Source organism: Pseudomonas tohonis (assembly GCF_012767755.2).
Lineage (GTDB): Bacteria > Pseudomonadota > Gammaproteobacteria > Pseudomonadales > Pseudomonadaceae > Metapseudomonas > Metapseudomonas tohonis.
Window position 1 is genome coordinate 720,213 of the sequence record NZ_AP023189.1, and the last position, 14,286, is coordinate 734,498.

Genomic DNA, 14,286 nt, shown 5'->3' on the forward strand with positions numbered 1-14,286 from the left:
CGCCGCGCGAAGCAGGCTGGTAGGAAATGGAGCGAGAATGATTCGCAATTATGCCGATGCTGGCACCCGGCCGCAATCGCAGGCCGTCGGCTGGCGACGACCGTTCGCGTGGCGCTGGCTCAGAGACCGGGTTGTTGCTGGCGACGCTGCCTGCGGGTGAGGGCGGCGGCGAGGGCGGCGGGGCTGTCGAGGCCCTGCTGGCGGGCGCGGCTGAAGAGGATCAGGGCCATCTCGGCGGTGGCCAGGGCATCGGCGCTGGCGTGGTGGCGTTGCTGAACCTGCAGGCCGAAGTACTCGGCCCATGAGTCCAGCCCGCCGTTGCGGATGCCGGCGTCGGGGCACAGCAGCGGGGCCAGTTCGGCGACGTCGAGGAAGGGATGCTGCAGGCGATGGTCGAGGTCGCGCTTGAGGGCGCGGGCGAGCATGCGCTGGTCGAAGGGGGCGTGGAAGGCCAGCAGCGGGCTGTCGCCCAGGTATTCCATGAAGGCCAGCAGGGCTTCGGCGGGCTCCACGCCTCCGGCCGATTCGCTGGGGGCGATGCCGTGGATGAGCACGCTGGGGCTGACCCGTCCGGTTTCGCGGTGCAGGGTGGCCTCGAACTGGTGGCCGAGGTCGATGGCGCCGTTTTCGATGCTCACCGCACCGATGGACAGCACCAGGTCACGGCTCATGTTGAGCCCGCTGGTTTCCAGGTCGAGCACCACGAAGCGCTGTTCGCGCAGCGGTCGGTCGTCCAGGCCGAGCGGCGCCGCCAGGGCGTCGCGGCGGCGTTGCTGGGCCTCGCTGAGCTGCGGGCGATGGCGGCGGGTGAGCCAGGCGAGGGCGTTCATAGCTGGTAGCGCAGCGCGAGGCTGCCTTGCAGGCGCTGGGCCTGGCGGAAGGATTCGCGGAGGATGCGCCGGTCCAGGTGGTTGAGGCTGTCCGGGTCGAGGCGGTTGGTGAAGGGCAGCCCCTGCCGGGCCTGCTGCTGGTGCTGCTGCATGCGGGTCTGCTGGATGAAGTGGTAGGCCTCTTCGAAGGCGGCACCGTCCTGGGCGTCGATCACTTCGTGGGCGACCAGCTGGCGCAGGCGCTCGAGGGTGTTGCAGCTCTCGATGCCATGGGCGAGGGCCAGCAGGCGTGCGCCGTCGACGAAGGGGGTGAGGCCCTGGACCTTGAGGTCGAGGGTGTCCTTCTCGGCGCCTTTGCGGGCCACCACGAAATCGCGGAAGCGGCCCACGGGCGGGCGCTGGCGCAAGGCGTTCTCGGCCATCAGGCGCTGGAGCAGGCGGTTGTCGGCGACCTGCGCGAGCACCTCGCGGCGCAGTTGCTCGCAGCCCTCGCGCTCACCCCAGACGGCCCGCAGGTCGAAGTAGATGCTCGAGCCGAGCAGGCTTTCCGGCGTGGCTTCGCGGATGAAGCCGGCGAAGCGGCGGCTCCACTCCTGGCGCGACAGGCACAGCTCGGGGTTGCCGGCCATGATGCGCCCGCGGCACAGCTCGAAGCCGCATCTGGCCAGGTCCTGGTTGATGCGCTCGGCCAGGGGCAGCAGGCGCCCGCGGATGGCGGCGGCCTCGGCGGCGTCGCGGGCCTCGAAGAGGATGCCGTTGTCCTGGTCGGTGTGCAGCGTCTGCTCGCGGCGCCCTTCGCTGCCGAAGCACAGCCAGGTGAAGGGGACGCCCGGGTCGCCCTGCTCTTCGATGGCGAGCTCGATCACCCGGCACACGGTGTGGTCGTTGAGCAGGGTGATGATGTGGGTGATCTGCGTGGAGCTGGCACCGTGGGCGAGCATGCTGTCCACCAGGCGCTGGATGTCGCTGCGCAGGGCGGCGAGGGTCTCGACGCGGCCGGCGTGGCGGATGGTGCGGGCCAGGTGCACCAGGTCGACGCGCTGCAGGGAGAACAGGTCGCGCTCGGAGACCACGCCGCGCAGGCGGCCGTCCTCCACCACGCAGACGTGGGCGATGTGGCGCTCGGTCATGGCGATGGCGGCATCGAAGGCGCTGGCATCCGGCGGCAGGTGGAAGGGTTGCTGGGTCATCAGCCCGGCGATGCTCTGGCCGAGGTCGGCGCAGGCGTCGGCGATCACCCGGCGCAGGTCGCGCAGGGTGAAGATGCCCTGGGGCCGCTGCTGCTCGTCGACGATGACGATGCTGCCCACCTGGTTCTCGTGCATCAGCCGCACGGCATCGCGCAGCGGCATGTGCGGCGGGCAGGCGATGGGCTGGCGCACGGCGAGGTCGATGAGGCGGGTGTCGAGCGAATACTGGGCGCCGAGGGTTTCCACCGCGCGCAGCTGCACCTGCTGGTTGACCTGGTCGAGCAGGCTGCTGACGCCGCGCAGGGCGAAGTCGCGGAACGGGCCGGAGATGGCGAACAGGCGCACGAAGGCGGGCTTGGCCAGGAGCAGGCAGAAGGTGTCTTCGCCGGCCAGGTGCTCGGTGCGGGTGGCGCGCTCGCCCAGCAGGGCGGCGAGGGGGAAGCATTCGCCGCCGGCGATCTCGAAGGTGGTCTCGGTGCCGCGCTTGGCCGAATGCGGGCGTTCGCCGACCACGCGGCCCTGCTTGACGATGTAGAAGTGTTCGACCGGCCCGTCGCTGGGCTTGATGATGGATTCCCCGCGCCCGTAGAAGCGCAGCAGGCAGTTTTCCACCAGGTAGGCCAGGTGGGCGCTTTCCATCTGGTTGAAGGGGGGGAACTTCTGCAGGAATTCCATGGTGCCATGGACGTTCTGCATCACCGCCTGCTTGCCCGCCTGGGCGAAGGCGTCGGTCGTGCTCATGCTGTGTTTTCCACGGCGCTCTTGTTGTGGGTGCATGGTCGGTGGCCGGGGCGGCGCTGCACATTGGACGTAAGTATAGAGCCGGCCCCGGCCGCTTCCCGGTGTGGCGGCAGCCGTCTGGGGCGAGGGTTTGCGCGCGCCACCGTTGCGCTGGTCATTTTTTGCACCGTTCGGCGGCGAAACGGGAACTCTTATGATGTTCCGCTATCACACACGCGTAATCCCGCGCACTCTGACTTTGCGCGGAGCAGCGTGCCTGCGATGGCCGCTACGAGGTGGAATCCATGAATTACGGTGACCTGCTGAGCCAAGAGGAGATGAAAGCCCTGGATGAACTGGTGCGCGTGCCGAACGCCCAGCCCAGCGTGCTGCTGGTGGACGATGACGAAGCCGCCCGCGACTCCCTGGCCGATCGCCTGACCGCCCACGGCATCAGTTGCATCACTGCCGACAGCGGCGAGCAGGCCCTGGCCCTGCTGCTGGCGCGGCCCTCCATCGACCTGCTGGTGACCGAGCTGCACATGCAGTGCGGCAGCGGCCTGGAGCTGGTCCGCCAGGTGCGCCAGTCGGCGCGGGCGAGCCTGCCGGTGATCATCACCTCGTCCTCGGGCGATGCCGACGTGCAGGACGCCATCGAGGCCATGCACATGAAGGTGGTGGATTTCCTTCTCAAGCCCGTGGACATCACCCGCCTGGTCACGCTGGTGCGCAACGAGCTGGGCACGCCGCCGAGCAAGCCTCCGGTGAGGGCGAGGCAAGCGAAGGCCGAAGTCCTCGCGCTGAAAAGCGCCTGAAGCCGCCGCAAGGCGGTTTTTTCTTTTCTCCATTTCCCCATCGATCCGCTGGTTGGCCCGGCATTCGCCGGCCTGATGCGGGCTGCCGGCTGCTTGTAGCCGATCGATTTGTGATCAGAATAGTTAGACCGGTCTATATAGAAAGCCGGCCACTTTTCAGGAGGAAGCGTCATGAACCACGATCCGCGTTTGCAGGAACGACTCGAAGCGGTGATCAACGCCACCCCGTTCGCCGCGCTGATGGGGGCACGCGTCAATGCCATCGGCGCGGGTGCCGTCGAGCTGGAGGTCGAGGTGAAGCCGGAGGTGATGCACCAGCATCACGGCTTCGTACATGGGGCGGTGGTCGGCTTCATGGCCGACAGCGCCTGCGCCTGGGCGGCGGCCTCGGTGGCGGGGGATGTGGTGACCTCGGAGTACACGCTCAACCTGCTGGCGCCGGCGGTGGGCGAGCGCCTGGTGGCCCGGGGGCGGGTGCTGAAGGCGTCGAGCCGGACACTGGCGACCTTCGCCGAGGTCTTCGCGATCAAGGCCGGCGAGGAGAAGCTGGTGGCTCTGGCCACGGTGGCCAAGGTCGGCGGCGAGGGCGCGCGCTGATGGAGAGCGAAGTGCCTGACGGCTACGAGCCGCTGTTTCGCAGCAGCCCATTCCTCGATCTGCTGGGCCCGCTGTATTCCCGTCGCGACGAGAGTGGCGGCCTGGTGATCGCAGTACGTATCGGGGAGAAGCACTGCAACCTGCGGGGCACGGCCCATGGCGGTCTGCTCTGCACCCTGGCGGATGTGGCGCTGGGCTATTCCACGGCCTTCTCCCAGGACCCGCCCCTGGCGATGGCGACGGTGAACCTGAGCCTGGATTTCTGCGGCGCCGCTCGGCTCGGGGACCTGGTGGAAGTCCGCACGACGATCCACAAGGTGGGCCAGCGCCTGGCATTCGCCAGTGCGGACCTGCGCTGCGGGGAACACGCCGTGGCCCGCGGCAGCGCCGTGTTTCATATTCCCTGAGGCTCGGGCATGCTTTGCGCGCGCCGGGTGACCGGCGCGCCATCGCTCCTGGAGAGGTTCCCTTGCCGAAGAAATCCAACGCTGCCGATCGCGTCGTCCGCGCTGCCGCTTCACTGCTGGCGAGCAAGGGCTATTTCGGAACGGCCCTGGGCGACATCATCGCCCGCTCGGAAGCGCCCAAGGGCTCGCTCTACCACTACTTCCCCGATGGCAAGCCGGAGATCGTCGGCGCCGCCATCGATTTCGTCGCCACCGAGGTGCGTGCGCATCTCGAGCAGGCCGCGAACCGGGCGCCCCATGCGCGCAACGCGCTGCTGGGCTTCACCGCGACGCTGCGCGGTTGGCTGGAGGCCTCGGACTACGCCGAGTCCTGCCCGATCTTCGCCACCACCTTGAGCATCGACGATGAGCTCGAGGGTGTTCACCGGCGCTGTGGCGCCGCGCTGGGCGGCTGGCATGGCGTTTTCGAACGGGCACTGCTCGCCGACGGGCTTGCCGCCGCAGTGGCCGAACGCCGTGCCTGGCTGCTGATCGCCGCGCTGGAAGGGGCGCTGGGCGTGGCCCGGGTACAGCGCTCGCTGCGACCGCTGGAGCTGATCGAGGCGGAGCTGCTGCCGCTGCTGCCCTGATCGCCAGGCGTTCTACAGGCATGAAAAAACCGCCCCGAGGGGCGGTTTTTCTTGGAGCGGGGCTTACAGGCCGTTCTTCGCCTTGAACTCGCGGCGACGACGGTGCAGGACCGGCTCGGTGTAGCCGTTGGGCTGCTTGGTGCCTTCGACCACCAGTTCGACGGCGGCCTGGAAGGCCACGTTGTCGTCGAAGTTGGGGGCCAGCGGGCGGTACAGCGGGTCGTTGGCGTTCTGGCGGTCGACCACCGGGGCCATGCGCTTGAGGCTGGCGAGGATCTGCTCCTCGGTCACCACCTTGTGGCGCAGCCAGTTGGCCAGCAGCTGGCTGGAGATGCGCAGGGTGGCGCGGTCTTCCATCAGGCCGACATCGTTGATGTCCGGCACCTTGGAGCAGCCGACACCCTGGTCGATCCAGCGCACCACGTAGCCGAGGATGCCCTGGGCGTTGTTGTCCAGTTCGTTCTGGATCTCGTCGGCGCTCCAGTTGGTGTTCGGCGCCAGCGGGATGGTCAGGATGTCATCCACCGAAGCCGGCGCGCGCTTGGCCAGTTCGGCCTGGCGGGCGAATACGTCGACCTTGTGGTAGTGCAGCGCGTGCAGGGTGGCTGCGGTCGGCGACGGGACCCAGGCAGTGTTGGCGCCGGCCAGCGGGTGGCCGATCTTCTGTTCGAGCATGCCGGCCATCAGGTCGGGCATGGCCCACATGCCCTTGCCGATCTGGGCGCGGCCCTGCAGGCCGGTGGCCAGGCCGATGTCGACGTTGTTGTTCTCGTAGGCGCCGATCCACTTCTCGCTCTTCATGGCGGCCTTGCGCACGACGGCGCCGGCTTCCATGGAGGTGTGGATTTCGTCACCGGTGCGATCGAGGAAGCCGGTGTTGATGAACACCACGCGCTCACTGGCGGCCTTGATGCACGCCTTGAGGTTGATGGTGGTGCGGCGCTCCTCGTCCATGATGCCGACCTTGAGGGTGTTGCGCGGCATGCCGAGCACATCCTCTACGCGACCGAAGATCTCGGTGGTGAAGGCGACTTCTTCCGGGCCATGCATCTTCGGCTTGACGATGTAGACCGAGCCGGTGCGGGTGTTCTTGCGGCTGGTGTTGCCGTTGAGGTTGTGCAGGGCGATCAGGCTGGTGAACAGCGCGTCCTGGATGCCTTCCGGGATCTCGTTGCCGGCGGCGTCGAGGATGGCCGGGTTGGTCATCAGGTGACCGACGTTGCGCACGAACAGCAGGCTGCGGCCGTGCAGGGTCAGCTCGGAACCGTCGGCCCTGGTGTAGACGCGGTCGGGGTTCATGGTGCGGGTGAAGGTCTCGCCGCCCTTGGACACGCTCTCGGCCAGGTCGCCTTTCATCAGGCCCAGCCAGTTGCGGTAGACCACGGTCTTGTCGTCGGCATCGACGGCGGCGACGGAGTCCTCGCAGTCCATGATGGTGGTCAGGGCGGCTTCCATCAGCACGTCCTTGACGCCTGCGGCATCGGTCTTGCCGATGGGGCTGTTCGGATCGATCTGGATCTCGAAGTGCAGGCCGTTGTGCTTGAGCAGCAGGGCTTGCGGGGCCGCGGCATCACCCTGGAAGGCGATGAACTGGGCGGTGTCCTTGAGGCCGGTCTCGGTGCCGTCCTTCAGGGTCACGGCGAAGGCGCCGTCCTTGATGGCGTAGGCGGTGGCGTCGACATGAGAGCCGTCGTGCAGCGGGGCGGCTTCGTCGAGGAAGGCGCGGGCGAAGGCGATGACCTTGTCACCGCGGACCTTGTTGTAGCCCTTGCCCTTCTCGGCGCCGTTCTCTTCGCTGATCACGTCGGTGCCGTAGAGCGCGTCGTACAGCGAGCCCCAGCGGGCGTTGGCGGCGTTCAGGGCGAAGCGGGCGTTCATCACCGGCACCACCAGCTGCGGGCCGGCCATGCGGGCGATCTCTTCGTCGACGTTGGCGGTGGTGGCCTGGAAGTCGGCCGGCTCGGGGAGCAGGTAGCCGATTTCCTGGAGGAAGGCCTTGTAGGCCACGGCATCGTGGGCCTGGCCGGCGCGGGCCTGGTGCCAGGCGTCGATCTGCGCCTGGAGTTCGTCGCGCTTGGCGAGCAGGGCTTTGTTCTTGGGCGCCAGGTCATTGATGACCGCTTCGGCGCCGGCCCAGAACTTCTCGGCGCTGATGCCGGTTCCGGGGATGGCTTCGTTGTTCACGAAGTCGAACAGGACTCTGGCGACCTGCAGGCCACCGACTTGAACGCGCTCAGTCATTGCTTGCCTCACTCTGCTCAATATCCGCTGCGGACCGTGCTCCAGTGCTTGTAGTCCGAGCCGCGGCATACTACATGAAGCCGTCGTAAAAATCATGGGCGTGCGTCGCTATGCGACCAGAAAACGCCTTGCAGTCACGGCGGGGGCAGAATGTTCTCAAGAAACAGGTGGATTGTTCCAGAAAAATCTTAAAAACGTACACGATTAATGAAAAATCGTGTCTGCGACCCAGTGCCGCAGCCTGTAAACGCATATTCCGGGACTACCTTCAGCTCTTTTCTATACTGCCCACACTACAAAAAATGGAGTTTCCCATGGCCGTGCATGCCGTAACCGCTGCCGATATCGATGAACTGGCCGAGCTCTTCTCCGGCTACCTGGATTTCTATGAAGTACCGCGGCCGCTGGGCGAGGTGCGCGATTTCCTCGGCGACCGCCTGGCGCGTGGCGACTCGGTGCTGTTCATCGCGCGTAGCCTGGAAGGCAGGGCGCAGGGCTTCGTGCAGCTCTATCCCTTCATCTCGTCCCTTGCCATGGCGCCCGCCTGGCTGCTCAGCGACCTCTACGTCGCCCCGCATGCCCGCCGCCAGGGCGTGGGCGAAGACCTGATGAACGCCGCTCGCGCCCACGGCGAGGCCACCGGCGCCTGTGGCCTGCAGCTGGAGACGGCGAAGACCAACCTGGCCGGCCAGGCGCTCTACGAGCGCCTGGGCTATGTGCGCGACCAGGTGTACCTGACCTACTGGCTGAGCCTCGCCTGAGGCGGCCCACTGAAGAGAAGGAGTCGAGCGTGGACCATCTGGTATTGACGGTGATCGCCCCGGACCAGCCCGGGCTGGTGGAACGAGTCGCCCAGTGCATCGCCGCCCATGGCGGCAACTGGCTGGAGAGCCGCATGTCGCGCATGGCCGGGCAGTTCGCCGGCATCCTGCGGGTGGCGGTGCCGGCGGAGGGGTATGACGAGCTGGTGGAAGGGCTGCAAGGCCTGGCGGCCCATGGCATCCGCGTGATGCTGGCGGAGAGCGGCATCGAGCCGTCCTGCACCTGGAAGCCGATCCTCCTGGACCTGGTGGGCAATGACCGTCCCGGCATCGTCCGCGACATCACCCGCTTGCTGTCCGAGCAGGGGGTGAACGTGGAGAGCCTGGTCACCGAGGTGAAGCCGGCGCCCATGAGCAGCGAGCCGCTGTTCCATGCCGAGGCGGTGCTGGCGGTGCCGCTGACCCTGTCCCTCGATGTGCTGCAGAAGCGGCTGGAGGCCCTGGCCGACGACCTGATGGTGGAGCTGGACCTGCAATCGCAGGCGTCGTGACGGCTATCCCCGGAAAACCTGGGCAAGCCTGTGGATAACCTGGGGAGCGCCGGCGCTGGAGCAGGGCCTGCGCGGCCCGGGGCGTTCTGGCTGAAAAACGAGCGGAATCAGCGGCTTGTGCACAATGCACGGGGACGGAGCTGTGGATAAGCTCTGGAGCGTCGGCTGCAGGCCAGGCGTGGCGCTGCCTGCAGCCGATCGTACGTTTTCTGCTCAGCCGACGTTGCGGCGCAGGGTGAACCAGGCGTCGACGCTGTAGACCGCAAGGCCGGCCCAGATGAAGCAGAACGCCAGGAGCTTGCTCGGATCGAAGTGCTCGTCGAAGAGGAAGATCGCCTGCAGCATCACCAGGGTCGGCGCCAGGTACTGGAGGAAGCCCAGCGTGGTGTAGGGCAGGTGGCGGGCGGCGGCGTTGAAGCACACCAGCGGCACCAGGGTGATGGGGCCGGCGGCGATCAGCCAGAAGGCCTCGGAGGTGCCCCAGAAGGCCACCTGGCTGGTCTGGGCCGCCGGGTGCAGGACCAGCCAGCCCAGCGCCAGGGGCAGCAGCAGCCAGGTTTCCACCACCAGGCCGGGCAGGGCGGCGACCGGTGCCTGCTTGCGGATCAGCCCATAGAAGCCGAAGGTCAGCGCCAGGGTCAGGGAGACCCAGGGCAGGCTGCCCACCTGCCAGATCTGTTGTGCCACGCCGACCGCCGCCAGGGCCACCGCGATCCATTGCAGGCGGCGCAGGCGTTCGCCGAGCAGGAGCATGCCCAGCAACACGTTCACCAGCGGGTTGATGTAGTAGCCGAGGCTGGCTTCGAGCATGCGCCCGTTGTTCACCGCCCAGACATAGACCAGCCAGTTGGAGGCGATCAGTACGCCGCTGGCGGCGAGGATGCCGAAGCGCCTGGGGTTCTCGCGCAGTTCGCGCAGCCAGCCGGGGTGCTTCCAGACCAACAGCAGGAGCGCGCCGAACAGGGCGGACCAGATGGCGCGATGGACGATGATCTCCAGCGCCGGAACGGCCTGGATGGCTTTGAAGTAGATGGGGAAGAGGCCCCAGATGATGTAGGCGGTCAGGCCGAGGATGTACCCGCGACGCGGGTTGGCGGTGGCCATGTAAGGTCCTTGCTTAGGTCGCTAACGAAAGGTCCGACATTCTAGAGGCCGCCCGGCCGACTTGTCTGTCTGCTCAGGATCTTCCCGCATGCCCCGGGCCATTCCGGCGTAAGGATTACGTTACGCCGGAATTCCTGGGGCCCCTGCCGCATCGTCCGCGCGTCAGAACAGGCGCAGCGGCTCCTCGTCCATCGCCGCCAGTTGCTCGCGCAGGATCAGCACCTGGTCGCCCCAGTAACGCTCGCTGCCGAACCAGGGGAAGCTCATGGGGAAGGCGGGATCGTCCCAGCGCCGCGCCAGCCAGGCGCTGTAGTGCATCAGGCGCAGGGCGCGCAGGGCTTCGATCAGCGGCAGTTCGCGCGGGTCGAAGTCGTGGAACTCCTGGTAGCCGTCCACCAGTTCGGAGAGCTGCGTCAGGCGCTCGTGGCGCTCGCCGGCGAGCATCATCCACAGGTCCTGCACCGCCGGGCCCATGCGGCAGTCGTCGAGGTCGACCATGTGGAAGGTCTCGTCGCGGCACAGGAGGTTGCCGGGGTGGCAGTCGCCGTGCAGGCGGATGGCGGTGTAGCGCACCTCGCCGAAGCGCTGGTCGAGGCGCTTGAGCAGGTCGCGGGCTACCGACTCGTAGGCCGGGAGCAGGCTCCTGGGGATGAAGCCGCCCTCCAGCAGGGTGTGCAACGAGTCATGGCCGAACGCCTGGACGGTCTGGGTCTCGCGGTGCTCGAAGGGACGCACGGCACCGACCGCGTGCAGGCGGCCGAGCAACTGGCCGAGGCGGTAGAGCTGGTCCATGTTGCCGGGCTCGGGCGCGCGGCCGCCGCGGCGGGGGAACAGGGCGAAGCGGAAGCCCGCGTGTTCGAACAGGGTTTCGCCGTCACGGGAGAGAGGTGCGACCACCGGCACTTCGTGCTCGGCGAGTTCGGCGCTGAAGGCGTGCTCCTCGCGGATCGCGGCGTCGGTCCAGCGCTGCGGCCGGTAGAACTTGGCGATAAGCGGCTGTTCGTCTTCGATGCCGACCTGGTAGACGCGGTTTTCGTAGCTGTTGAGGGCCAGCACGCGGGCGTCGCTGAGGTAGCCCAGGCCCTCCACGGCGTCGAGCACGAGATCGGGCGTCAGTTCGGCGAAGGGATGGGACATGGGCGACTCCGGTGGTTGGGCGGCAAGTCTAGCGCCTATGGCACCGGCGGGGCGGTCTATCGTACGTCGCTTCTCAGAGCGGGGTGCCGAGCAGCACCAGGCTGGGGGCGAACAGGGCGCGGGCCATGCTGCCCGCTCGCAAGCCATCGGCTTCGAGCTGGGCGGGTTCGGCCAGGGCGCAGAGGGTCTGGCCGTTGGCCAGGGCGATGCGGACCTCGCTGGGGCCCTCGTCGTCGGGCAGGATCGCTTCGATGCGTCCTTCCAGGGCATTCATCTGTGGATCGGGCTGCACGCCGAGGGGCTGCACGCTGAGCCAGCCGGCCTTCATCAGGGCGATCACGCCGCCGCCGGGGGTGAGTTCCAGCTTCTCGCTGCTGTCGTGGGTGATCTGCGCGCGCATGCGGGCGCCGCCAGGCAACTCGACGTCCACCAGGTCGTTGCGGCCCTGGGCCTGCACGGCGACGACCTTGCCGCTGAGCTGGTTGCGGGCGCTGGTACGCAGCATCAGGCGGCCCAGGCGCTCCAGGTCCTGCTCGCTCTCGGCGCTCTCCAGCAGGTGTGCCTGCAGGCTCTCCATGCGCTTGAACAGGGCCAGCAGGCGTTCGCCTTCGGCGGACAGGCGCGCGCCGCCACCGCCCTTGCCACCGACGCTGCGTTCGACCAGAGGCTTCTCGGAGAGGTTGTTGAGCTCGTCGATGGCGTCCCACGCGGCCTTGTAGCTGAGCCCGGCCGCCTTCGCCGCACGCGTGATCGAGCCCTGGACGGCGATCTGCTCCAGCAGGGCCATGCGCTGCGGGCGGCGGGTCAGTTGCTGGGTCAGGGGCGTGAGCTGGCTCATGGTCGACGGCTGTTGCTGGACATGGCGCAGCAGGCTGAGTGAGTCGGGGGCGCCCGTCAAGCCATGCCTCAGGGCGGCGTGCCGGGCTTGGGCGTGCGCGCCAGGCAATAGATGTCGACCCGCTCGGCGCCTGCGCGCTTGAGCAGGTGGGCGAGGTATTGCGCGGTGGTTCCGGTGGTCAGCACGTCATCCACCAGCGCCAGGTGCAGCCCCTGCGGGCTGGCGTGCGGGGCCAGCTGGAAGGCGCCGCGCAGGTTGCGCTTGCGGGTGGCGGCGTCCAGGCCCTGCTGGGCAGGCGTGTCCCGTTGGCGCAGCAGCCAATCGTCGTGCGTCGGCACCCGCAGGCGGCGGCCGAGCCAGCCCGCCAGCATCTGCGCCTGGTTGAAGCCGCGCTGGCGCTGGCGGCGGGTTGCCAGCGGCACGGCCAGCAGGGCGTCGGGACGCGGCTCGCCGGTGCTTTGCGCGTGCTCGATGTGGCGCGCCAGGAGTTCCGCCAGCAAGCGGCCAAGGGGCCACTGGGCCTGGTGTTTGAAGCGGGTGATCAGGCTGTCCACCGGGAAGTCGTAGCGCCAGGGAATGCAGGCGGCATCGAAGGCGGGCGGGCGCTTCAGGCATTCGCCGCAGGTCAGGCCCCGGGCGGGCAGCGGTAGGGCGCAGACCCGGCAACGCCCGGCCAGCCAGGGCAGGTCCGCCTCGCAATCGGTGCAGATGGGCAGTTCGCAGCCATGCGCCCGTGTGCCACACAGCGCGCAGGTCGGGGCGGTTCGGACGAGGTGGCGCAGCAGGTGGGCGAGCCGGTCCATGGCGCCCCTCCCTGGGCGAGGTCAGTGGATCAGCCAGCTCATGACGATCAGGCCGAGGAAAATGAGGATCAGGCCGCTGATGATGCCCTTTCGCAGCAATGCGCGTATGCCGCCGAAGAGCAGGAGCAGGCCGAGAATGAGTACGACGAAGCTGAAGATCGAGGCATCCATCCCGATGGCTCGCGCCAGGCCCCTGAGGAAGTCGTCCATCGCCGCCCAGATGCCGCCGAGGACGGTTGAAAGCAGATCGACGATGAAGCGGATCACCTTGCCGATCGCCTCGCCCAGCCAACTGAAGAAACCGTCGTTACCCATGCTCGTTCCTTATGCGTCATGACCGTCTGGGTGTTTGATCCAGGCGGCGCCCAAGGGTTCTGTGTGGTTGAAAAATAACCAGATGTAAACCTGTGTCGAGTTTTTGGTTGACAGCGTCATAGCCCAAAATCAAGATGCCCAACAGCCTGAATTCCCGCGCTCGCCGTCGGGATTTCCCCCTACAAGAGGCGCGATCCACGCGTCGAAGGAAGCTCCCCATGAGTGCAACCGTAGCCATCTCCACCCGCCACGATTGGTCCCTCGCCGAAGTGCGGGCACTGTTCGAGCAACCTTTCAACGACCTGCTGTTCCAGGCGCAGACCGTGCACCGCGCGCACTTCGACCCGAACCGCGTACAGGTCTCCACCCTGCTGTCGATCAAGACCGGCGCCTGCCCCGAAGACTGCAAGTACTGCCCGCAGTCCGGCCACTACAACACCGGCCTGGACAAGGAAAAACTGATGGAGGTGCAGAAGGTCCTGCAGGCGGCCGCCGAGGCCAAGGCCATCGGCTCGACGCGCTTCTGCATGGGGGCGGCCTGGAAGCACCCCTCCGCCAAGGACATGCCCTACGTGCTGGAGATGGTGAAGGGCGTGAAGAAGCTCGGCCTCGAGACCTGCATGACCCTCGGCCGCCTGGACCAGGAGCAGACCCGCGCGCTGGCCGATGCTGGCCTGGACTACTACAACCACAACCTGGATACCTCGCCGGAGTTCTACGGCAACATCATCACCACCCGCACCTACGGCGAGCGCCTGCAGACCCTGGCCTACGTGCGCGAAGCGGGGATGAAGATCTGCTCCGGCGGCATCCTCGGCATGGGCGAGTCGGTGGACGACCGCGCCGGCCTGCTGATCCAGCTGGCCAACCTGCCGGAGCACCCGGAGTCGGTGCCGATCAACATGCTGGTCAAGGTCAAGGGCACGCCGCTGGCTGAGGAGAAAGACGTCGACCCGTTCGACTTCATCCGTACCCTGGCAGTGGCGCGGATCATGATGCCCAAGTCCCACGTGCGCCTCTCCGCCGGTCGCGAACAGATGAACGAACAGATGCAGGCCCTGGCCTTCATGGCCGGCGCCAACTCGATCTTCTACGGCGAGAAGCTGCTGACCACCGCCAACCCCCAGGCGGACAAGGACATGCAGCTCTTCGCCCGCCTCGGCATCAAGCCCGAGGAACGCGAGGAACACGCCGACGAAGTGCACCAGGCCGCCATCGAGCAGGCCCTGGTGGAGCAGCGCGACTCCAAGCTGTTCTATAACGCTGCCGTTTGAAGGCAGCTCCAAGCCACAGGCTGCAAGCCACAAGCCGGGATGCGCTTCCGGCTTTCACTTGCAGCTTGCGGCTT

At 67.4% G+C, this 14,286-nt stretch carries 15 protein-coding genes; 7 read left to right on the forward strand and 8 right to left on the reverse strand.

The window, feature by feature from the left end; all coding sequences use genetic code 11:
- Nucleotides 1-119 precede the first annotated feature (119 nt).
- Both HSX14_RS03310 and HSX14_RS03315 read right to left on the reverse strand, forming a co-directional pair.
- Entirely contained in the window at nt 120-830 is a 711-nt protein-coding gene (locus tag HSX14_RS03310) for a 3'-5' exonuclease (protein ID WP_173177508.1), read from the reverse strand.
- Entirely contained in the window at nt 827-2,761 is a 1,935-nt protein-coding gene (locus tag HSX14_RS03315; RefSeq protein WP_173177517.1) for a putative nucleotidyltransferase substrate binding domain-containing protein, read from the reverse strand. Before HSX14_RS03315 ends, HSX14_RS03310 begins: the two co-directional genes overlap by 4 nt.
- Before the next feature lie 284 nt (nt 2,762-3,045).
- On the opposite strand from HSX14_RS03315, the gene HSX14_RS03320 reads away from it, so the two are divergent.
- The 4 genes from HSX14_RS03320 to HSX14_RS03335 all read left to right on the forward strand — a co-directional run bounded on the left by HSX14_RS03320 (nt 3,046) and on the right by HSX14_RS03335 (nt 5,188).
- The gene (locus HSX14_RS03320; protein ID WP_111259574.1) at nt 3,046-3,555 is read left to right on the forward strand and encodes a response regulator; all 510 of its coding nucleotides are present in this window, start codon (nt 3,046-3,048) and stop codon (nt 3,553-3,555) included.
- Nucleotides 3,556-3,726: 171 nt separating this feature from the next.
- Entirely contained in the window at nt 3,727-4,152 is a 426-nt protein-coding gene (locus tag HSX14_RS03325) for a PaaI family thioesterase (protein ID WP_173177519.1), read from the forward strand.
- Nucleotides 4,152-4,559, forward strand: coding sequence for a PaaI family thioesterase (locus HSX14_RS03330; RefSeq protein WP_173177521.1), 408 nt, complete (start codon nt 4,152-4,154; stop codon nt 4,557-4,559). The genes HSX14_RS03325 and HSX14_RS03330 overlap by 1 nt, the downstream gene beginning before the upstream one ends.
- Before the next feature lie 62 nt (nt 4,560-4,621).
- Entirely contained in the window at nt 4,622-5,188 is a 567-nt protein-coding gene (locus HSX14_RS03335; protein ID WP_173177523.1) for a TetR/AcrR family transcriptional regulator, read from the forward strand.
- Between the two features lie 63 nt (nt 5,189-5,251).
- On the opposite strand, the gene HSX14_RS03340 is transcribed toward HSX14_RS03335, so the two are convergent.
- The gene (locus HSX14_RS03340; RefSeq protein ID WP_173177525.1) at nt 5,252-7,429 is read right to left on the reverse strand and encodes a malate synthase G; all 2,178 of its coding nucleotides are present in this window, start codon (nt 7,427-7,429) and stop codon (nt 5,252-5,254) included.
- 314 nt (nt 7,430-7,743) lie between these two features.
- On the opposite strand from HSX14_RS03340, the gene HSX14_RS03345 reads away from it, so the two are divergent.
- Nucleotides 7,744-8,190, forward strand: a complete 447-nt coding sequence (locus HSX14_RS03345; RefSeq protein ID WP_111259569.1) for a GNAT family N-acetyltransferase — start codon at nt 7,744-7,746, stop codon at nt 8,188-8,190.
- A 29-nt stretch (nt 8,191-8,219) separates the two neighbouring features.
- Nucleotides 8,220-8,741: a glycine cleavage system transcriptional repressor gene (locus HSX14_RS03350; RefSeq protein WP_173177527.1), complete on the forward strand. Its 522-nt coding sequence runs from the start codon at nt 8,220-8,222 to the stop codon at nt 8,739-8,741.
- Nucleotides 8,742-8,954: 213 nt separating this feature from the next.
- On the opposite strand, the gene rarD is transcribed toward HSX14_RS03350, so the two are convergent.
- The 5 genes from rarD to HSX14_RS03375 all read right to left on the reverse strand — a co-directional run bounded on the left by rarD (nt 8,955) and on the right by HSX14_RS03375 (nt 12,938).
- Nucleotides 8,955-9,845, reverse strand: a complete 891-nt coding sequence (gene rarD, locus HSX14_RS03355; RefSeq protein WP_173177529.1) for an EamA family transporter RarD — start codon at nt 9,843-9,845, stop codon at nt 8,955-8,957.
- A 162-nt stretch (nt 9,846-10,007) separates the two neighbouring features.
- Entirely contained in the window at nt 10,008-10,982 is a 975-nt protein-coding gene (locus tag HSX14_RS03360) for a serine/threonine protein kinase (protein ID WP_173177537.1), read from the reverse strand.
- Nucleotides 10,983-11,055: 73 nt separating this feature from the next.
- On the reverse strand, nt 11,056-11,820 hold the full coding sequence (locus tag HSX14_RS03365; RefSeq protein WP_173177665.1) for a TOBE domain-containing protein: 765 nt from the start codon (nt 11,818-11,820) through the stop codon (nt 11,056-11,058).
- A 68-nt stretch (nt 11,821-11,888) separates the two neighbouring features.
- Nucleotides 11,889-12,623, reverse strand: a complete 735-nt coding sequence (locus tag HSX14_RS03370; protein WP_173177539.1) for a ComF family protein — start codon at nt 12,621-12,623, stop codon at nt 11,889-11,891.
- Nucleotides 12,624-12,644: 21 nt separating this feature from the next.
- Nucleotides 12,645-12,938, reverse strand: coding sequence for a hypothetical protein (locus HSX14_RS03375; RefSeq protein ID WP_111259563.1), 294 nt, complete (start codon nt 12,936-12,938; stop codon nt 12,645-12,647).
- Between the two features lie 218 nt (nt 12,939-13,156).
- Here HSX14_RS03375 and bioB point away from each other — a divergent pair, with 218 nt between their 5' ends.
- Nucleotides 13,157-14,212, forward strand: coding sequence for a biotin synthase BioB (bioB, locus tag HSX14_RS03380; RefSeq protein ID WP_173177541.1), 1,056 nt, complete (start codon nt 13,157-13,159; stop codon nt 14,210-14,212).
- Nucleotides 14,213-14,286 lie beyond the last annotated feature (74 nt).